Annotated in this window: 17 protein-coding genes; 9 read left to right on the plus strand and 8 right to left on the minus strand. The window is 68.4% G+C overall.

What is annotated here, in order from left to right; genetic code table 11:
* Nucleotides 1-4 precede the first annotated feature (4 nt).
* Both CRO07_RS04885 and purD read right to left on the minus strand, forming a co-directional pair.
* On the minus strand, nt 5-1,264 hold the full coding sequence (locus CRO07_RS04885; RefSeq protein ID WP_097029568.1) for an aspartate kinase: 1,260 nt from the start codon (nt 1,262-1,264) through the stop codon (nt 5-7).
* Nucleotides 1,265-1,397: 133 nt separating this feature from the next.
* The gene (gene purD, locus CRO07_RS04890) at nt 1,398-2,660 is read right to left on the minus strand and encodes a phosphoribosylamine--glycine ligase (RefSeq protein WP_097029569.1); all 1,263 of its coding nucleotides are present in this window, start codon (nt 2,658-2,660) and stop codon (nt 1,398-1,400) included.
* Between the two features lie 123 nt (nt 2,661-2,783).
* On the opposite strand from purD, the gene xseA reads away from it, so the two are divergent.
* The gene (gene xseA / locus CRO07_RS04895; protein WP_097029807.1) at nt 2,784-4,346 is read left to right on the plus strand and encodes an exodeoxyribonuclease VII large subunit; all 1,563 of its coding nucleotides are present in this window, start codon (nt 2,784-2,786) and stop codon (nt 4,344-4,346) included.
* Here xseA and CRO07_RS04900 read toward each other — a convergent pair.
* Entirely contained in the window at nt 4,343-4,735 is a 393-nt protein-coding gene (locus tag CRO07_RS04900) for a hypothetical protein (protein ID WP_097029570.1), read from the minus strand. The two genes, xseA and CRO07_RS04900, sit on opposite strands and share 4 nt — an antisense overlap.
* Before the next feature lie 177 nt (nt 4,736-4,912).
* On the opposite strand from CRO07_RS04900, the gene ftsY reads away from it, so the two are divergent.
* From ftsY to CRO07_RS04915, 3 genes are all read left to right on the plus strand, one after another.
* Nucleotides 4,913-6,118 carry a signal recognition particle-docking protein FtsY gene (gene ftsY / locus CRO07_RS04905; RefSeq protein WP_097029571.1) on the plus strand — a complete coding sequence of 402 codons (1,206 nt, stop codon included), beginning with the start codon at nt 4,913-4,915 and terminating at the stop codon, nt 6,116-6,118.
* Nucleotides 6,119-6,221: 103 nt separating this feature from the next.
* Nucleotides 6,222-7,127: a DMT family transporter gene (locus tag CRO07_RS04910; RefSeq protein ID WP_097029572.1), complete on the plus strand. Its 906-nt coding sequence runs from the start codon at nt 6,222-6,224 to the stop codon at nt 7,125-7,127.
* A gap of 10 nt (nt 7,128-7,137) precedes the next feature.
* Complete coding sequence (locus tag CRO07_RS04915) at nt 7,138-7,731, plus strand: inner membrane-spanning protein YciB (protein WP_097029573.1); 594 nt, start codon at nt 7,138-7,140, stop codon at nt 7,729-7,731.
* Nucleotides 7,732-7,767: 36 nt separating this feature from the next.
* Here CRO07_RS04915 and lepA read toward each other — a convergent pair whose 3' ends face one another.
* A complete protein-coding gene (lepA, locus tag CRO07_RS04920) occupies nt 7,768-9,567 on the minus strand; it encodes a translation elongation factor 4 (RefSeq protein WP_176504500.1) in 1,800 nt (599 codons plus the stop codon).
* 226 nt (nt 9,568-9,793) lie between these two features.
* On the opposite strand from lepA, the gene CRO07_RS04925 reads away from it, so the two are divergent.
* On the plus strand, nt 9,794-10,102 hold the full coding sequence (locus CRO07_RS04925) for a hypothetical protein (protein ID WP_097029808.1): 309 nt from the start codon (nt 9,794-9,796) through the stop codon (nt 10,100-10,102).
* A gap of 59 nt (nt 10,103-10,161) precedes the next feature.
* Here the strand turns inward: CRO07_RS04925 and CRO07_RS04930 are convergent, their stop codons facing one another.
* The 4 genes from CRO07_RS04930 to meaB all read right to left on the minus strand — a co-directional run bounded on the left by CRO07_RS04930 (nt 10,162) and on the right by meaB (nt 12,963).
* Nucleotides 10,162-10,659: a copper chaperone PCu(A)C gene (locus CRO07_RS04930; RefSeq protein ID WP_097029575.1), complete on the minus strand. Its 498-nt coding sequence runs from the start codon at nt 10,657-10,659 to the stop codon at nt 10,162-10,164.
* Nucleotides 10,660-10,693: 34 nt separating this feature from the next.
* Complete coding sequence (locus CRO07_RS04935; RefSeq protein WP_097029576.1) at nt 10,694-11,047, minus strand: hypothetical protein; 354 nt, start codon at nt 11,045-11,047, stop codon at nt 10,694-10,696.
* Between the two features lie 383 nt (nt 11,048-11,430).
* Complete coding sequence (gene rpmB, locus CRO07_RS04945; protein ID WP_097029578.1) at nt 11,431-11,721, minus strand: 50S ribosomal protein L28; 291 nt, start codon at nt 11,719-11,721, stop codon at nt 11,431-11,433.
* Between the two features lie 270 nt (nt 11,722-11,991).
* On the minus strand, nt 11,992-12,963 hold the full coding sequence (gene meaB, locus CRO07_RS04950) for a methylmalonyl Co-A mutase-associated GTPase MeaB (RefSeq protein WP_097029579.1): 972 nt from the start codon (nt 12,961-12,963) through the stop codon (nt 11,992-11,994).
* Between the two features lie 134 nt (nt 12,964-13,097).
* Between meaB and CRO07_RS04955 the strand changes: the two genes are divergently transcribed.
* The 4 genes from CRO07_RS04955 (at nt 13,098) to CRO07_RS04970 (ending at nt 18,231) form a co-directional block, all read left to right on the plus strand.
* On the plus strand, nt 13,098-13,802 hold the full coding sequence (locus CRO07_RS04955) for a DUF3108 domain-containing protein (RefSeq protein ID WP_097029809.1): 705 nt from the start codon (nt 13,098-13,100) through the stop codon (nt 13,800-13,802).
* A gap of 91 nt (nt 13,803-13,893) precedes the next feature.
* Nucleotides 13,894-16,320, plus strand: coding sequence for an ATP-dependent helicase HrpB (gene hrpB / locus CRO07_RS04960; RefSeq protein WP_097029580.1), 2,427 nt, complete (start codon nt 13,894-13,896; stop codon nt 16,318-16,320).
* Nucleotides 16,321-16,513: 193 nt separating this feature from the next.
* Nucleotides 16,514-17,671, plus strand: coding sequence for an MFS transporter (locus tag CRO07_RS04965; RefSeq protein WP_235840932.1), 1,158 nt, complete (start codon nt 16,514-16,516; stop codon nt 17,669-17,671).
* Nucleotides 17,672-17,790: 119 nt separating this feature from the next.
* Nucleotides 17,791-18,231, plus strand: a complete 441-nt coding sequence (locus CRO07_RS04970) for an NUDIX domain-containing protein (RefSeq protein ID WP_097029581.1) — start codon at nt 17,791-17,793, stop codon at nt 18,229-18,231.
* Nucleotides 18,232-18,321 lie beyond the last annotated feature (90 nt).

Consider the following 18,321-nt stretch of genomic DNA (forward strand, 5'->3'; position numbering starts at 1 on the left):
GGCCTCAGTTGGCCGTCTCCAATGCGAAGGCATCATGGAGTGCCTGCACCGCGAGTTCCATATATTTCCGGTCGATCAGCACCGAAATCTTGATCTCGGAAGTTGCGATGACCTTGATGTTCACGTTCTCGGCGGCCAGAGCATCGAACATGGTGGCGGCGACGCCGGCGTGGCTGCGCATCCCGATGCCCACGACCGAGACTTTGGCCACATCGGTATCGACCACCAGATCGTCATATTTGATCGTGCCGGCCGCCTTGGCGTCTTCCAGCGCCTTCGTCGCGCGGGCCACCTGATTGGTCGGGCAGGAAAAGGTCATGTCGGTGACCGAGCCGATATGCCCGCCGTAATCCTTTTCCGAGATGTTCTGAACGATCATGTCCACGTTCACCCCGGCCTCGGCCAAGGGGCCAAAGATCGCCGCGGCGACGCCGGGGCGGTCCTCGACGGTGACGAGGGTCATTTTCGCTTCGTCGCGCGAATAGGCGACGCCCGAGACGACTTTCGATTCCATGATTTCCTCCTCGTCGCAGACGAGCGTTCCAGAAGTTTCGTCGGTATCCTCGAATGAGGACAGCACCCGCAGCCGCACCTTGTAGCGCATCGCCAGCTCGACCGAGCGGGTCTGAAGCACCTTGGCACCCAACGAGGCCAGTTCAAGCATTTCCTCGTAGGCGATCTTTTCCAGCTTGCGCGCCTTGGCGGCAATCCGCGGGTCGGTGGTATAGACCCCGTCCACATCGGTATAGATGTCACAGCGATCCGCACCGAAAGCGGCGGCAAAGGCCACGGCGGTCGTGTCCGACCCACCCCGGCCCAGCGTGGTGATCCGGCCCTCGGGGCTGACGCCCTGAAAGCCCGCCACCACAGCGACCTTGAAGCCTTCCGCGAATTTCGCATCCAGATGTTCGCGCGGGATCTCGATGAAGCGGGCGGCCGAGTGCTGCGAGGTGGTCTTGATCGGCACCTGCCAGCCCTGCCAGCTACGCGCCGGCACGTCCATTTCCTGCAAGGTCAGCGCCATCAGCCCGGCGGTGACGTTCTCTCCCGACGACACCACCGCATCATATTCGCGCGCATCAAACAGCGGCGAGGTCTGTTCGACCCAGCCCACCAGTTCGTTGGTCTTGCCCGACATGGCCGAGACGATGACGATAACGTCATAGCCGCGTTCGACCTCGCGTTTGACCTTTTGGGCGGCATTCTGGATGCGCGCCAGATCGGCAACCGACGTGCCACCGAATTTCATCACTAGAAGCGGCATGGCGTTCACCCCTGCAGCCGGACCCCGGAAATCCGGCGCTTCTTATGCGGGGGCGCACGGAAGGGCAAGGGAAAGCTGAACCGGCCGGGACGCGCCCGCCGGCCGCTTTGGCCCGCGCGCCCCGCCCCCGCGATCACAGCGCCCGCCAGCCGATATCGCGGCGGCAAAAGCCCTCGGGCCAGTCGATCGCATCCACCAGCCGATAGGCCCGCGCCTGCGCCTCGGCCAGCGTTTCGCCGCGCGCGGTGACATTCAACACCCGGCCGCCGGCGGCAAGGATGCGGCCATCCTTCTCGGCGGTGCCGGCGTGAAACACCATCTGCCCGGCCGTCTCGGGCAGGACCGACAGGCCGCGGATCTCGGACCCCTTGGCATAGCTGCCGGGATAGCCCTTGGCCGCCATCACCACCGTCAGCGCGTGATCCTCGGCCCAGCTGACCTGAACCTGATCCAGCCGGCCATCCGCACAGGCCAGAAGCAGATCCAGCGCCTGCGCGCCCAGCCGCATCATCAACACCTGACATTCCGGGTCGCCGAAGCGGACATTGTATTCCACCAGCCGCGCCCGGCCCTGATCGATCATCAGCCCGGCATAAAGGACACCCGTATAGGGCGTGCCGCGCCGCGCCATTTCCGCGATCGTGGGCTTCACGATCTCGTCCAGCGCCTGCCGCTGGATCGCCGCGGTCAGCACCGGCGCAGGCGAATAGGCCCCCATGCCGCCGGTATTGGGGCCTTCGTCGCCGTCAAAGGCGCGCTTGTGGTCCTGCGCGGTGCCGATGGGCAGCACCGTCTTTCCGTCGGTCAGGATGAAGAAACTGGCTTCCTCGCCCGACATGAACTCTTCGATCACCACTTCGGCGCCGGCCTCGCCAAAGCTGCCGCCGAACATGTCGTCGATGGCGGCCAGCGCCTCGGCTTCGGTCATGGCGACCACGACGCCCTTGCCCGCCGCCAGACCGTCGGCCTTGACCACGATGGGCGCGCCGGTGGCCTGCACATGGGCGCGGGCCGCGGCGGCATCGGTGAAGCGGGCATAACCGGCCGTTGGGGCCTTGCAGGCGTCGCAGATCTCTTTGGTGAAGCCCTTGGACGCCTCAAGCCGCGCCGCCGCCTGCGAGGGGCCGAAGGTCAGGATGCCCGCCGCCCGCGTCGCATCCGCCACCCCCGCCGCCAGCGGTGCCTCGGGGCCGACCACCACGAAATCGACCGAGTTCGCCTCGCAGAAGGCGACCACCGCGGCGCCGTCAAGGATGTCCAGATCGGAACATTCCGCAAGCCGCGCGATCCCGGCGTTGCCGGGCGCCACGATCAGCCGGTCGCATTTGGGGTTCTGCTTGATCGCCCAGGCCAGCGCATGTTCCCGCCCGCCGCCGCCGAGAATAAGGATGTTCATGCCTGCTCCCTTGTCCAGTGTTGCCGCTGTCTAATGCGCCGGGCGCAGGCGGACAAGAACCGGCCGGCCGATCGTCCCCCCCCCGGCCTTGCCTGTCTGCGGGGCCTTTGGCACAAGGGGCATATGTCGGACCTGTTCGAAGACCCCGCGCCCGCGCCCCGCAACACCCCGGAATACACCGTGTCCGAGCTTTCGGGCGCGGTCAAACGGGTGATCGAGGGCGAATTTGCCCTTGTCCGCGTCCGTGGCGAGGTGGGCCGGGTGTCGCGTCCGGCCTCGGGGCATCTTTATTTCGACCTGAAGGACGACCGCGCGGTGATCGCGGCGATCTGCTGGAAGGGACAGGCCGCCCGGCTTCAGATCCGCCCCGAGGAAGGGATGGAGGTGATAGCCACCGGCCGCATGACCACCTTCCCCGGCCAGTCGAAATACCAGATCATCGTCGAGGACATCGCCCCCGCCGGCGCCGGCGCGCTGATGGCCATGCTGGAGCGGCGCCGCGCGGCGCTTGCCGCCGAAGGGTTGTTCGATGCCGACCGCAAGCGCCCACTGCCCTTCCTGCCGCGGGTGATCGGGGTCGTCACCTCGCCCTCGGGCGCGGTGATCCGCGACATCCTGCACCGCCTGCGCGACCGCTTTCCCCGCCATGTGCTGATCTGGCCGGTGGCGGTTCAGGGCGAGAAATGCGCCGCCGAAGTGGCCGCCGCCATCCGCGGCTTCAACGCGCTGCCCGAAGGCGGGCCGATCCCGCGCCCCGACCTGCTGATCGTCGCCCGCGGCGGTGGCAGTCTGGAAGACCTGTGGGGCTTCAACGAGGAAATCGTCGTCCGCGCCGCCGCCGAAAGCGCGATCCCGCTGATCTCGGCGGTGGGGCACGAAACCGACACCACGCTGATCGACCATGCCGCCGACCGCCGCGCCCCCACCCCCACAGCTGCGGCCGAAATGGCGGTGCCGGTGCGGCTTGATCTGCTGGCGGCACTTGACGGGCAAGGCGCGCGGCTGATGCGCGGCGCGGCGCAGGCCATCGGCCGGCGTGACCAGCGCCTGCGCGATCTGGCCCGCGCGCTGCCGCGGCTTGACGGGCTGACCGCAGGCCCCGCGCAACGCTTCGACCTGTGGGCCACCCGCCTTGCCGGGGCGCTCGGCCAGTCCATCGCGGCCCGCCGCGCCCGCCTTGGGCCGCTGGGCGCCCATCTGCGGCCACGGCTTCTGGCCGATCTGGTCTCGCGCCAGACCGAACGCCTTGCAGACCGCAGCCGCGGCCTGACCGCCAGCCTTGACCGGCGGCAGGAACGCGCCACGGACCGGCTGGCCGCGCTTTCGGCCCGCCTGCCCCCCGCCTTCGCCCGCGCCCTGTCCGAGGCCGACCGCAGCGCCCGCCGCGACCGCATCGCGCTGGACGCGCTTGCAGCCCGGCTGCACGCCGCGCCCGCCACGCGCCTCGGCCGACTGGCCGACCGTCTGGATGCGCTGGACCGCCTGCGCCAGACGCTCGGCTATCACGAGACGCTGAAACGCGGCTATGCCGTCGTCCGCGGCGACGGCAGCGTGGTCACCACCCGCGCCGAAGCCGAACGCGCAGCATCGCTTGAGATCGAGTTCCAGGACGGCCGCCTGCCTCTGTCGCCGAAAAAGTCCCGCCGCAAGGCCGACCCGCCCACCGCACAGGGCAGCCTGCTCTAGACGCCGACATCCGGCCCGGCACAGATCAGTATCGTCCGGCTCTGCTCGACCTCGGACAGTTCGGTGCCCGCGGGATCGCCCTCGAACCGCGCCCGCAACCCGTCCGGCTGACGATAAAAGGTCCAGCACTGCGGCGCGCCGTCATGCTCATAGACGAAACAGATCTGTCCACCCTCGTCATACCAGATGCCACGAGTGCACTCCTGCCCCTTGAACGCCCAGATCACCCGCCGCCCGGACAGATACTGCTCGGCCCCGTAGATCTGACCGCCGATGGCATAGGACAGGGTCTTGCCAAGGGTATAGGCGTCGAATTCCTCGGCCGTCATCGGCTCGGCCGCCCAACCGGGCGAACCGATCAAAAGGGCAGCCAGCCAGATCCCGCGCATGATCCCCCCCTTTGCCAATCCCCTGTCACAGACTGCCAGACCCCGCATGGCTTGACCAGTCGCGGCCGCGCCACCTCCCCCGCCCCGCACCCACCGACTGCGGCCGCCTTCCCCCTTCCCTCGCCCGCCCGAAGCGACTAGGTGTCAGGGGCCGTTGGCTACAAGAGGCGGAGGCCCATGTCGTTCTTCAAGAAGATGCGGGAAAAGATGTTCCGCTCGTCCGACCGCCTGTCGGAAGACCTGGACGCACTGGTGGAAGAGGGCGCGGATACCGAACCCGCCCCCCGCCAGACCGAGGCGGAACCCGCACCGGAACCCGCACTCGCACCGCAAACGCAGCCCCGCACCCCGGCGCCGCTGATCCTAGACACCCCGGTGACCGACGCCGCCCCGACGCCGCCCCCGGTGGCGGAACCCGCCCCGACACCCGCGGCGGATAGCGACGAACCCGCCCCACCCCACCCCGAACCCGCCCCGACGGCGGACCCGAACCCCGAGCAACGCCGCCCCGGCTTCTTCGGCCGCATCTTCGGCCAGACCGAAGAACCCCGCCGCATCCTCGACGATGCCATGCTCGAAAGCCTGGAAGAGGTGCTGATCCAGGCCGACATGGGCGTGGAAACCGCCCTGCGCGTCACCGCCAACATCGCCGAAGGCCGCTATGGCCGCCGCGTCTCCTCGCGCGAGATCAAAGAGGCGCTGGCCTCCGAAATCGCCCGCATCCTTGACCCCGTCGCGCGCCCGATGCCGCTTTACCCCTCGCGCCCGCAGGTCGTGCTGGTGGTGGGCGTCAACGGATCGGGCAAGACCACCACCATCGGCAAACTCGCCTCGCAGTTCCGCGCCGCCGGAAAATCGGTGGTCATCGCCGCGGGCGACACCTTCCGCGCGGCCGCCGTCGAACAGCTTCAGGTCTGGGGCAAACGCGCCGGCGTGCCGGTGCTGACCGCACCCGAAGGCTCCGACCCCGCATCCCTGGCCTTCGACGCCATGACCAAGGCCCAGGCCGAAGGCGCGGACCTGCTGATGATCGACACCGCAGGCCGACTGCAAAACCGCGCCGACCTGATGGAGGAACTGGCCAAGATCGTCCGGGTCATCCGCAAGAAAGACCCCGACGCCCCACACAACACCCTGCTCGTGCTGGATGCCACCACCGGCCAGAACGCCCTCAACCAGGTCGAGATCTTCCGCAAACTGGCCGATGTCTCGGGTCTGGTGATGACCAAACTCGATGGCACCGCGAAAGGCGGCGTCCTTGTCGCACTCGCCGACCGCTTCGGCCTGCCGATCCATGCCATCGGCGTGGGCGAACAGATCGACGACCTTGCCCCCTTCGACCCCGAAGACTTCGCCCGCGCCCTGATGGGCCTCGACGACTGACCACCAAAGACTGGCACACCCCACTGTCCCATTCACTCTGGGAAAATATCCTCGGGGGTCCGGGGGCAGACAGCCCCCGGCGGCCAGCCACCCGGACAGCGCCATGACAGCCTGGCTCATCTCCCTCGAAGGCACCGAGGCCGGCGCGCGGCTGGCCATCCTGCTTGCCCTGACCTCGGCACTGGCCCATGCCTGTTTCGGGGCGCTGCAAAAGGGCCGGCACGATCCCTGGCTGGCCCGCGGCGCGATGGATGCCTTCATGGCGGTGCTGGCGGCGCCGGTGGCACTGTTCCTCGTGCCCTGGCCGCAGGACTTCGAATGGCTGGTGATGGCCGGCGTGATCGCGATCCACCTGGCCTACAAGATCGCCATGGCCCGCGCCTATTCCCGCGCCGCCTATACGGTGGTCTATCCGGTGGTGCGCGGCGTGGGTCCGCTGGCCACCCTTGCCTTCGCGGCCACCTTCCTCGCCGAGGAATACGCGCCACTTCAGTGGCTGGGCGTGGCGCTTTTGTCGGCGGCGATCCTGGCGTTGGCCCGGCTGAACTTCGGCACCGCCCCGCTGCCTGACCGGGCGGTGCTGCGTGCGGGCCTGATCTGGGCCTTCCTGGGCGGGCTTCTGGTCGCGATCTACACCACCTATGACGCCTGGGCGATCCGGCTGATGCCCGACCCGTTCACCTTCCTCGCGTGGTTCTTCCTGCTGACCTCTCTCGATTTCCCGCTGATGTTGGGCTACAGGCTGGTCAAGGCCCGCCGGATGCCCGAGGCCGCCGGCGCGCTGGCGCTTCGCGGCCTCATCGGCGCGTTGATCGCCTTTGTCAGCTTCGGGGGCGTGATGCTGGGCACCCGGCTTGGCAAGGTGGCCGAGGTCGCCTCGCTGCGCGAGACCTCGACCCTCTTTGCCGCCGCCATCGGCTGGCTGGTGCTGGGCGAGAGATCGGGGCCGGGAAAGATACTGCTGATGGGCCTGATCGCCCTCGGCGCGATACTGGTGCAGGCCGGATAAAGGACAGACAATGGCAGGACGGATCAATCCCGTGGTCAAGGCGGTGCTGGAATGGGGCCCGATCGCGGCCTTCTTCCTTGGCTATGTAAAGCTGAAGGACGAATCCTTCACCATCGCCGGCACCGACTATCACGGCTTCATCGTGGTGACGGCGGCCTTCATTCCGCTGATGCTGCTGTCCACCGGGCTGATGTGGTGGCTTTCGGGCAAGCTGTCGAAGATGCAGGTCGCGACGGTCGTTCTGGTGGTGATCTTCGGCGGCCTGTCGGTCTGGCTGAACGATGAACGCTTTTTCAAGATGAAGCCCACGATGATCTACCTGCTGTTCGGCGGCCTGCTGGGTATCGGGCTGCTGCGCGGCCAAAGCTGGCTGAAGCTGGTGCTCGAGGATGCGATCCCGATGCAGCCCGAGGGCTGGATGATCCTGACCCGCCGCGTCACCGCCTTCTTCTTCGCCCTGGCTGTCGCGAACGAAGCGATCTGGCGCAGCATGAGCACCGACGTCTGGGTGAACTTCAAGACCTTCGGGCTGCCGCTGGCGATCTTTGCCTTCTTCATGACCCAGGGCGGGCTGTTCAAGCGATACGGCTTTGAAAAACCCTGACAGGCGAAAGGGCGGCCCCGGCCGCCCTTCCCCGTTTCAGTTGTCCATCTTCAGCGCGCTGATGAAGGCCTGCTGCGGGATCTCGACCTTGCCGAACTGGCGCATCTTCTTCTTGCCGGCCTTCTGCTTGTCCAGCAGCTTGCGCTTGCGGGTGGCGTCGCCGCCATAGCACTTGGCCGTCACGTCCTTGCGCATCGCAGACAGCGTCTCGCGCGCGATCACGCGGCTGCCGATCGCGGCCTGGATCGGGATCTTGAACATGTGCCGCGGGATCAGCTCTTTCAGCTTTTCCACCATCGCCCGGCCACGCATGTCGGCCCGGTCGCGGTGCACCATCATCGACAGCGCATCCACCGGCTCGTCGTTCACAAGGATCGACATCTTCACAAGGAAATCCTCGCGATAGCCGGTGATCTGATAATCGAAGCTGGCATAGCCCTTGGTCACCGACTTCAGCCGGTCGTAAAAGTCGAACACGACCTCGTTCAGCGGCAGGTCATAGACCACCATGGCCCGGGAACCGGCATAGCTCAGATCCAGCTGAATACCGCGACGGTCCTGACACAGCTTCAGCACATCGCCCAGATAGTCATCCGGCACCATGATCGTGGCGCGGATGCGCGGCTCTTCGATATGGTCGACATAGGTCAGGTCGGGCATGTCGGTGGGGTTGTGCAGCTCCTGCACCGTCCCGTCCTTCATGTAGATCTGATAGACCACCGACGGCGCGGTGGTGATCAGGTCAAGGTCATATTCGCGTTCCAGCCGGTCGCGCACCACTTCCAGATGCAGCAGGCCCAGAAAGCCGCAGCGGAAACCAAAGCCCAGCGCGGCCGAGGTTTCCATCTCGTAGGTAAACGACGCGTCATTCAGCGCCAGCTTCTCGATCGCCTCGCGCAAGCTTTCGAAATCGTTGGCATCCACCGGGAACAACCCGCAGAACACCACCGGCTGCGCCGGTTTGAAGCCCGGCAGCGGCGCGTCGCAACCCTTCTTTTCATGGGTGATCGTGTCGCCCACCCGCGTGTCGCGCACCTGCTTGATCGAGGCGGTCAGAACGCCGATCTCGCCCGGGCCCAGTTCCTCGATATCGACCATCTGCGGCTTCAGCACCGCCAGCCGGTCGATGCCATAGACCGCGCCGGTCTGCATCATCTTGACCCGGTCGCCCTTGCGGATCACCCCGTCCATGACGCGGATCATCACGACCACGCCCAGATAGGCGTCATACCACGAATCGACCAGCATCGCCTTCAGCGGCGCGGTGCGGTCGCCCTTGGGCGGCGGAAGGCGGGTCACGATGGCTTCCAGCACATCGGGAATCCCAAGGCCCGACTTGGCCGAGATCAGCACCGCGTCCGACGCATCCAGCCCGATCACATCCTCGATCTGGGTCTTGACGCGTTCGGGCTCGGCTGCGGGCAGGTCGATCTTGTTCAGGACCGGAACGATGTCGTGACCCGCATCCAGCGCCTGATAGACGTTGGCCAGCGTCTGCGCCTCGACGCCCTGACTGGCATCGACCACCAGAAGCGATCCTTCGACCGCGCGCATCGAGCGGCTGACCTCATAGGCGAAGTCGACGTGGCCGGGGGTGTCGATCAGGTTCAGGATATAGGTCCGGCCGTCCTTGGCGGGATATTCGATCCGCACGGTGTTGGCCTTGATGGTGATCCCGCGCTCCCGCTCGATATCCATCGAATCGAGGATCTGGGCCTTCATGTCGCGTTCGGCCACCGTTCCCGTCAACTGGATCAGCCGGTCGGCAAGGGTGGATTTCCCGTGGTCGATATGCGCCACGATCGAGAAATTGCGGATAAGGTCGAGCTGGGTCATGCGCGGCATATGAGCAGGAATCCTTGGCCGGTCAATGGCGTTTCGCGGCGCCTGCCGCGGCAGGACGCACAGGATGTTGCGGATACCCGTCAGCCGCACCACAAGCGAGGCATAGGGCGATTCGTTAACCGGAATCGTTTGAACTCTGCATCGCAGATCTGGCATAATGCCGGGCACAGAATGGCGGCAGGAACCCAGCCTGCCCGGGCAGCAAACGAGGCAGATGATGATGAAACCGGCCCTTGCGGCGGCACTTGCCGCGCTTTTCCTTCCCACCATCACCATGGCAGGCGGCCCGATCGAACGCGCCTGCCTGAAGTCTGATCGTCAGGCGGCCAACCGCGCCACCTGCACCTGCATACAGCAGGTTGCGGACATGACACTGCGCGGCGGCGACCAGCGCCGGGCGGCCAAGTTCTTCAACGACCCCGAGCGGGCGCAGGAAGTGCGCTTTTCCAACCGCGACTCGGACACGGCCTTCTGGTCGCGCTACAAATCCTTCGGGGAAACCGCGCAGGCGTTCTGCGCCGGCTAAGACGAAAAAACGGCGCAGGCAGCATCTGCCCGCGCCGTTCCCTGCCCGCGACCTGCACGTCAGTGGCTGCTGTGCATCGCCCCATCCATCGGCTGGCCGTCCATCGGTGCCGCGACAGTGCGGGCCGAGTCCACCGGAACATCAAGTTCAACGGTCTTGCCGCTTTCAAAGCTCAGCGTCAGCTTCACGCTTTCGCCATCGACCAGCGGTGCGGTCAGCCCCATCAGCATCACATGGTCAGCCCCGCGCTGAAGGATATGGGTGCCATGGGCGGGAACGGGGAAGCCTTCCTTCACCGCGACCATCTGCATGACGCCATCGGCGCCCAGGATGTGGGTGTGCAGTTCCGTCCTGGCCGAGACGTCCGAGGCGGCGGCAACCAGCCGGTCGTCGGTCGTGCCGTGGTTCTCGATCACCATGAAGATCGCGCCGGACCTGGCAGCGGCACTGGACACGCGGGCATAGGCATCCTTGACCGCAATCTCGCTGTCGGCAAGCGCGGCGCCCGCAGCAAGGGCCAGCGCCGAGGCAGTCATCAGGCATTTCAGCAGGGTCATCATTCTCTCCTGTCGTGGGGTTGGGTCCGAAAGCTCAGGTGGCAGCCCATGGCGGCCCCCTGGCGCAAGGCCGGACACAAGCGATGGCCCCCGGCAGCGCCAGCCGGTCAAGCCGCGCCGCCCGACCATCCGACACCGGCCGGGCCGGCAGCGGCACCGTTTCGGGCAGGGCCGCGGCCATCATGCCGGCAAGGCACTTCGGACAGGGATGGGTGGGCGCGACCGGCCGACCCTCGGAATCGACCAGAAGCGTGGTCATGCCATAGCCGGTGCAGATCGCCACCTGCATGGCCCCCGCCGCATCGACCCGCGCGACCGATGCCGTCAGCGAGGCAGAGGCCAGCGCAAGGCCGACCAGCAGGGCCAGAAGGGCGCGAAACCGGATCATGCCCGCGATCTTAGGCGACTGGCAGAGCGGGGCAAGCCGGCATTGTCGCCAAAGCTTGCGCCATCGCAACGCCGCAGCAAGACCATCGCAGAACCGGGACGGAGACGGAGACGGAGACGGAGACGGAGACGGAGACGGAGACGGAGACGGAGACGGAGACGGAGACGGAGACGGAGACGGAGACGGAGACGGAGACGGACCATGTCTGCCCACCCCGTGCAACAGGAAACTCGCGCCCCTGTCGGGGTCTGGCCTCTTGAGCCGCATGGCCTATGCGCGCCGGGAAAAGAAAAAATCCGCCCTCGTTTCCGGGGGCGGGTTATCTAATTCAAACGGCAGACGATTGGGCGGAAGGCCGATTCGCCTGTGTCCGAAGGAAGGACTCAGGCCGCGGTGGCCTGGACCTTCTCGATTTCCTTCTTGATCGCGCGGGCTTTGAGCGACAGCTCGTCATCCTTGGCCTTGGCAAGGAAGGCGTCGAGGCCGCCGCGGTGGTCCACCGTGCGCAGGGCTGCCGCCGAGATGCGCAGCTTGAACGACTGGCCGAGCACGTCCGAGATCAGCGTGACGACGTTGAGGTTCGGCAGAAAGCGCCGACGGGACTTGTTGTTGGCGTGGCTGACCGTGTTGCCGGTCATCGGAGCCTTACCGCTGAGTTCGCAGACGCGCGACATGGTCGTGATCCTCGTGGTTGTGCATCAGATGCACGTTGTGGTGCATGAAGGGCACCGCCGAAGGCAGCGCGCCGAATTCCATCGGGGCCGTTTAGGGGCAATCGGGGGCGACGTCAAGCGATTCAGGGACTGGAATGGTCAGCGCCCGGAGCCGGCGCCGGGGGGCTTCACGCCCCCCGGTCCCCCCTGGGATATTTGGGCCAGAATGAACTGGGAAAAGGGCGGTCAGAGCCGCCGCTTTGATATCCGTGGTGTGATGCGGCGCGGTTTTCAGAGTTGCGCCAGAAGCTCGGCCGCGGCGGCCTCGGGGGTCAGGGTGCCCTGGGTGACGGCATCGCCAAGGCGAGCCATCGTTTCGCGGACGGGGCCGGGGCGGGTCAGGACGGCCAGGAGGCCCTGGCGGACCTCTTCCTCGAACCAGTGGCGGGCCTGTTCGGCGCGGCGGCGGGCGAAGTGGCCGTGGTCGCGACGCCAGCCGATCAGGGTCTGCATCTCGGTCCAGGCCGGGGCAAGGCCGGTGTCTTCCAGCGCAGAGACCGGCAGCGCCTTGGGGAAGCCCTCGGGGTCTTGCGGGCGGCGGCGCAGCAGGCGCAGCGCGCCGGCATAATCCGATACGGTGCGCATCGCTGCCGGTTTCAGGTCTCCGTCGGCCTTGTTCACGAGGATGAGGTCGGCCATCTCCATGATGCCGCGCTTGACGCCTTGCAGTTCGTCGCCGCCGGCCGGGGCGAGGAGCAGGAGGAACAGGTCGCACAGTTGTGCCACCACCGTTTCGGACTGGCCGACGCCGACCGTCTCGATCAGGATCACGTCGAAGCCTGCGGCTTCGCACAGTGCCACGGCCTCGCGGGTGCGGCGGGCCACCCCGCCGAGGTGGGTTTGCGACGGCGAGGGTCGGATGAAGGCGCGCGGTTCGCGCGAGAGCCGCTCCATCCGGGTCTTGTCGCCGAGGATCGAGCCGCCCGAGCGCGCCGAGGACGGATCGACCGCCAGCACCGCCACCCGCAGGCCAAGGCCCACCAGCATCAGGCCGAAGGTTTCGATGAAGGTGGATTTGCCGACGCCGGGGGTGCCGGACAAGCCGATGCGCAGCGCCTGACGCGGGTGGCGGGCAAGGTCGTTCAGCAGTGCCAGCGCCTGTTCGCGGTGGTCGGCGCGCTGGCTTTCGACAAGGGTGATGGCGCGGGCCAGCGCGCGGCGGTCGCCGCTGGCGATACGCGAGGCGAGATCTGTTACATCCATCGGGCGCTCCGGCAGGGTGGCGCGCGGATCTGCCGGTGACGCGATTGTCAGCGGGCGGGATCGGCGCGGGGCTGTTTTGCCCGCTCTTGCCGGGATATGCCAGAGGGGAGGTTGTGACGGGCGGGGTGACGGCGATGAAGGCTTTGATCGTGGTGGCGGCGCTTGTCGCGGGGCCGGCGTCGGCCCAGACCGACAAGGCCGCGTTCGATCTGGTGTTGCGGGGGATCGGGGCGGGAACCCTGTCTTTCAGCGGCACCGAGGAGGCGGGACGGTATGCCGTCTCGGGCCGGTTGCAGAGCGGCGGGTTGCTGGGGATGCTGCGCAAGGTTCGCTATGACGCCGAGGCGCGCGGGGGGATCAGCGGCGGGCTGCCTGCGCCCCTGCGCTATCGCGAGAGCGCCGACACCGGCAAGCGGCAATCCAACGTCGAGATGTCGTGGCGGGGGGGCGTGCCACGGGTGGATGCCTATGATCCGCCGCGCGATCCGCGGCCCTATGATGTCGATCCGGCGACCCAGAAGGGCACGGTGGACCCGCTGACGGCGCTTTACGCGGTCTTGCGCGATGTCGAGCCGGGCAAGGAATGTCGGCTGTCGCTGGACATCTTTGACGGACGGCGGCGGACCCGGCTGGCGCTGGCTGCGCCGCAGGCCAAGGGTCAGGGCGTGACCTGCACGGGCGAGTTCCTCAGGATTGCCGGCTATTCGCGCAAGGACATGGCCGAAAAGACCCGGTTTCCCTTTTCGCTGACCTATGCCCCCACGGCCGAGGGCCGGATGCGGGTGGTCGAGGTGGCGACCGACACGCTTTATGGCCGGGCGACGTTGACGCGGCGCTAGTCTTGGGCGCGGGGATCGGGCGGGTCTTTGCCCTTCGCTGACGTGCCCTCAGGCTCTGGCGCGGGGCGCGTGCTGCGGCCATAACGGCACCATGAGCGAGACCCTTCCCATTGACGAGGCCCTGCCGGATCTGATCGCCGCCCTTGGCGCCCGCCGGATGGCGGTGCTTCAGGCGCCGCCCGGTGCGGGCAAGACCACCCGCGTGCCGCTGGCACTGCTGGATGCCGGGCTGGCCCCCGGCCGCATCGTCATGCTGGAGCCGCGCCGCCTTGCCGCCCGCGCCGCGGCCGAGCGGATGGCCGACACCTTGGCCGAGCCGGTGGGCCAGACCGTGGGCTACCGCATCCGCGGCGAGGCAAAGGTCAGCCGCGCGACCCGGATCGAGGTGGTGACCGAAGGCATCCTGACCCGGATGGTGCAGGACGATCCGTCGCTGGATGGCATCGGCGCGCTGATCTTTGACGAGTTCCACGAACGCAGCCTGAACGCCGATCTGGGCCTTGCGCTGGCGCTTGAGGTGCGGGGCGCGCTGCGCGAGGATCTGATTCTGCTGGCGATGTCGGCCACGCTGGATGCGCAGCCGGTGGCTGATCTGATGGGGCGCGCGCCGGTGGTCACCTCGGCCGGGCGGGCCTTTCCGGTGGACATCCGCTGGCTGGACCGGCCGCTGCCCGCGGGGGCGCGGCTGGAACCCGCGGTTGCCGATCTGATCCGGCGGGCGGTGGCCGAGACGGCGGGCGATGTGCTGGTCTTTCTGCCCGGCGAGGGCGAGATCCGCCGGGTGCAGGCGCTGCTGTCGCTGCCGGGGTGCGAGGTGGCGCCGCTTTATGGCGCGATGGATTTCGCGGCACAGCGCGCGGCGCTGGCGCCCTGTTCCATGCGCAGGATCGTGCTGGCGACCTCGATCGCGGAAACCTCGCTGACCATTCCGGGGGTGCGGGTGGTGGTCGATGCCGGCCGGGCGCGGCGGGCGCGGTTCGATCCCGCGTCGGGGATGTCGCGGCTGGTAACGGAACGGGTGACGCGCGCCGAGGCCGAGCAGCGCCGCGGCCGCGCCGGCCGGGTGGCGCCGGGGGTCTGCTACCGGCTGTGGACCCGCGGCGAGGAAGGCGCGCTGGCCCCCTTCCCCCCCGCCGAGATCGAGGCCGCCGACCTGACCGGCCTTGCGCTGGAACTGGCGGTCTGGGGCAGCACCGACCTGCCTTTTCTGACCCCGCCGCATCCCGGTGTGCTGGCCGAGGCCCGCAGCCTGCTGGACGGGTTGGGGGCGCTTCAGGGGGGCCGGATCACCGATCATGGCCGGGCGCTGGCGCGGCTTCCGCTGCATCCGCGGCTGGGGCACATGCTGATGGTGGCGGGGCGTGACGCGGCGCCCCTGGCCGCGCTGATGGCGGACCGCGATCCGGTGCGCGGGCCGCCCGATCTGACGCTTCGGCTGGCGGCGCTGCGCGATCCAAAGCGGTTTTCCGACGATCACCCGCATGAGGTGAACCGCCCCGCCCTGACCCGCATCCGGCAAGAGGCACAACGGCTTGTGCGCCTTGCGCCCGATACCGCGGCCGGGCTGTCGGTGGGCCAGATGGCCGCCCTTGCCTATCCCGACCGGGTGGGGCTGCGCCGCAAGGGCGATGCGCCGCGCTGGGTCTTGTCGGGCGGCAAGGGCGCAGTGATGGAGCCGGGACAGCCACTGTCGGGGGCGCGGCTGATCGTGGCGACCGATCTGGACGGCGACCCGCGCGAGGCCCGGGTGCGGCAGGCCGCGGCCCTGACCGAATCCGACCTTCGGGCGCTGTTTCCGACGCGGATCGGCTGGCACGAGGTCTGCGACTGGTCCCGCCGCGACGGCCGGGTGATCGCGCGGCGGCAGGAACGGTTCGGCGCGCTGGTGCTGGATGATCGCGCCTGGCCCGACGCCCCGCCCGAGGCGCTCGCCCGTGCCGCGGTGGATGGCCTGCGCCAGATCGGCCTGCCGTGGGGCGACGGCGCCCGCCGCCTGCGCGCCCGCGCCATGCTGTGCCGGGCCGAGGGCGCGGACCTGCCCGACCTGTCGGATGCGGCGCTGCTGGACGATCCCGGCTGGCTTCTGCCCTTCCTGTCGGGCCGGCGGACCGAGGCCGACCTGCGTGCGCTTGATCTGACTGAACCGCTGCGCGCCCGGCTGGGGTGGGACGGGGTGCAGCTTCTCGACCGCCTCGCCCCGGCGCATTTCGAAACGCCCCTGGGCCGGCGCGTGCCCATCGACTATGACGGCGAGGCGCCGGGGATCGAGATCCGCCTTCAGGAGCTGTTCGGCGTGACCTGTCATCCGGTGGTGGGGCCAAAGCGGCTGCCGTTGCGGATCACGCTGTTGTCGCCGGGGGGCAAGCCTGTGCAGGTGACGATGGATCTGCCGGGCTTCTGGGCCAGTTCCTACGCCGATGTGCGGCGCGACATGCGCGGCCGCTATCCGCGCCACCCCTGGCCCGAAGACCCGACCGCGGCCGAACCCACGCTGCGCGCCAAGCCGCGCGGAACGTGACCGGCAGCAGCCCCATGCCTGCCCCCATGCCCCCCGTTTCATTCGGTGACAGACCCCGCACCCCGACCGATGGCACCATCCCTGTCCGAGGAACCGTGCAGCCCCCGGCCTGCCCAAGCTGGCGCCGGGGAAGCGGCGTGGCCGGGCGAAGAGGCAAGAACCGTCGAAGACTCAAGGACCAAGGAGAGCCTATGTGACCACCGATCTTGCCGCTGCCCGGCGCGGGCGATGGGCCGTGGCGGCCATGTTCTTCGCCAATGGCCTCGTGATGGGGGCATGGGCGCCGCAGATCCCGCTGTTGCTGCCGCGCCATGGCATCGGCGAAGGCGCGATGGGCCTTTTGATCCTTGCTCTTGGGGCCGGCGCGGTCGCGGCGATGGCGCTGACCGGCGGGCTTGTGGCCCGACACGGCTCGCGCACCGTGTTGCGGCTGTTTGCGGTTGCGGCCAGCCTGACGCTGGCAGCGGTGGTGCTGGCGCCCGGCCTTTATGGGCTGACGCTGGCGATGGTGGCGATGGGCGCCTGCATCGGCTGCATGGATGTGGCGATGAACGCCAACGCGGTCGAGGTCGAACGCCGCCTTGGCCGCGCCGTCATGTCCTCATCGCATGGATTCTGGAGCCTCGGCGGCTTCACCGGCGGCGGGCTGGGCGGGCTTCTGATCGCCACGCTGGGCGCGGGGGCGCAGGCGCTGGTCGTGTCGATGGCGGCGCTCGCGGTGGTGCTTGTGGCAGGGCGCCCCCTTCTGGCCGAGCCGCCAGCGCCGGCCCATGCCCCTGCCCGTCGCGGCCTGCCGCGCGGCGCGGCGATCTGGCTGATCGGGCTGATGGCACTGTTCTGCATGGTGCCCGAGGGCGCGGTGCTCGACTGGGCGGCGCTTTACGTCATGCAGGAACTGGGCGGCGGAACCGCCAGCTCGGGGCTGGCCTTCGGCCTGTTCTCGGCCGCGATGGCAGCGATGCGCTTTGCCGGCGACCGGGTGCGCAACCGCTTTGGCGCGGTGCACACGCTGCGCGCGTCAGCCGTGCTGGCAGCGGTGGGGCTGGCCGCGGCCAGCATCGCGCCCTCTGAAGGCTGGGCGCTGGCGGCCTTCGCGGTCACGGGCCTTGGCATCGCCAATACGGTGCCGATCACCTTCTCGGCGGCCGGCAACCAGCCGGGCCTAAGCCCCGGCGCGGGCATCTCGACGGTGGCGATGATGGGCTATTCCGGCATCCTCGTCGCGCCCTCGTCGATCGGCGTCATCGCCGAACAGACCGGGTTCCGCCTGACCTATGCCGCGCTGGCGCTGCTGCTGCTGGTGGTGGCGGCACTGGCCCCGCGCTGCGCGGCCGCCGACGGTCGCGCCTGACCCGCGGCCCGCATCCGCGGCAGCGCCGCCCGCGGGGGCTCGATGCCTCCGCGGGCGGCACCCCCCCCCGACGCCATCCGGGCATGGACAAACCCGCCCCGCCCCCCGACACTTGTGCCATGATGCAACCCCGCCTTGCCGTCCGCGCCCTGATCCTGCACCGGAACCGCCTGCTTCTGGTCAATGCCTGGCCCGAGGGCAGCTCGGATCTCTGGGGTGCGCCCGGCGGCGGGGTGGTGGCCGGCCAATCCCTTCCCGACAACCTGATCCGCGAAGTGGCCGAGGAAACCGGCCTGCATGTCGCCGTGCACGAGCCGCGCCTTGTGAACGAGTTCCACGACCCCGCCTCGGGCTTTCATCAGGTCGACATCTTCTTCCGCTGCACCCTGCTGTCGGGCGATCTGTTGCCCGACTGGCGTGACCCCGAAGGCATCGTGACCCGGCGGCACTTCTTCTCGCGCACCGAACTGGCGTCGGTCCGGTTCAAGCCCGGCAGCCTGCCCGGCGCGGCATGGGGCGCAGGCATCGGCTATGACCCGCTGGAGCCGATCCAGTTCTAGGCCCGGCCGCGCCCTGCCCGAAGCCGCGCTTGCGGGATCGGCAAAAATTCCCATACTGTAAAAATCCGCAGCAACCGGACCCACCGGCTG

The sequence above is a fragment of the Cereibacter ovatus genome, from assembly GCF_900207575.1.
Lineage (GTDB): Bacteria > Pseudomonadota > Alphaproteobacteria > Rhodobacterales > Rhodobacteraceae > Cereibacter_A > Cereibacter_A ovatus.

Excerpts from the sequence above, each read along its gene's own strand:
- CRO07_RS04930 (WP_097029575.1), bottom strand. The coding sequence starts at position 10,659 with ATGACCCTGCTGAAATGCCTGATGACTGCCTCGGCGCTGGCCCTTGCT.
- CRO07_RS04955 (WP_097029809.1), top strand. The coding sequence starts at position 13,098 with ATGAAGGCTTTGATCGTGGTGGCGGCGCTTGTCGCGGGGCCGGCGTCG.
- CRO07_RS04935 (WP_097029576.1), bottom strand. The coding sequence starts at position 11,047 with ATGATCCGGTTTCGCGCCCTTCTGGCCCTGCTGGTCGGCCTTGCGCTG.
- hrpB (WP_097029580.1), top strand. The coding sequence starts at position 13,894 with ATGAGCGAGACCCTTCCCATTGACGAGGCCCTGCCGGATCTGATCGCC.
- CRO07_RS04915 (WP_097029573.1), top strand. The coding sequence starts at position 7,138 with ATGGCAGGACGGATCAATCCCGTGGTCAAGGCGGTGCTGGAATGGGGC.
- CRO07_RS04910 (WP_097029572.1), top strand. The coding sequence starts at position 6,222 with ATGACAGCCTGGCTCATCTCCCTCGAAGGCACCGAGGCCGGCGCGCGG.
- CRO07_RS04885 (WP_097029568.1), bottom strand. The coding sequence starts at position 1,264 with ATGCCGCTTCTAGTGATGAAATTCGGTGGCACGTCGGTTGCCGATCTG.
- ftsY (WP_097029571.1), top strand. The coding sequence starts at position 4,913 with ATGTCGTTCTTCAAGAAGATGCGGGAAAAGATGTTCCGCTCGTCCGAC.
- CRO07_RS04925 (WP_097029808.1), top strand. The coding sequence starts at position 9,794 with ATGATGAAACCGGCCCTTGCGGCGGCACTTGCCGCGCTTTTCCTTCCC.
- meaB (WP_097029579.1), bottom strand. The coding sequence starts at position 12,963 with ATGGATGTAACAGATCTCGCCTCGCGTATCGCCAGCGGCGACCGCCGC.
- lepA (WP_176504500.1), bottom strand. The coding sequence starts at position 9,567 with ATGACCCAGCTCGACCTTATCCGCAATTTCTCGATCGTGGCGCATATC.
- rpmB (WP_097029578.1), bottom strand. The coding sequence starts at position 11,721 with ATGTCGCGCGTCTGCGAACTCAGCGGTAAGGCTCCGATGACCGGCAAC.
- purD (WP_097029569.1), bottom strand. The coding sequence starts at position 2,660 with ATGAACATCCTTATTCTCGGCGGCGGCGGGCGGGAACATGCGCTGGCC.
- xseA (WP_097029807.1), top strand. The coding sequence starts at position 2,784 with ATGTCGGACCTGTTCGAAGACCCCGCGCCCGCGCCCCGCAACACCCCG.
- CRO07_RS04900 (WP_097029570.1), bottom strand. The coding sequence starts at position 4,735 with ATGCGCGGGATCTGGCTGGCTGCCCTTTTGATCGGTTCGCCCGGTTGG.
- CRO07_RS04970 (WP_097029581.1), top strand. The coding sequence starts at position 17,791 with ATGATGCAACCCCGCCTTGCCGTCCGCGCCCTGATCCTGCACCGGAAC.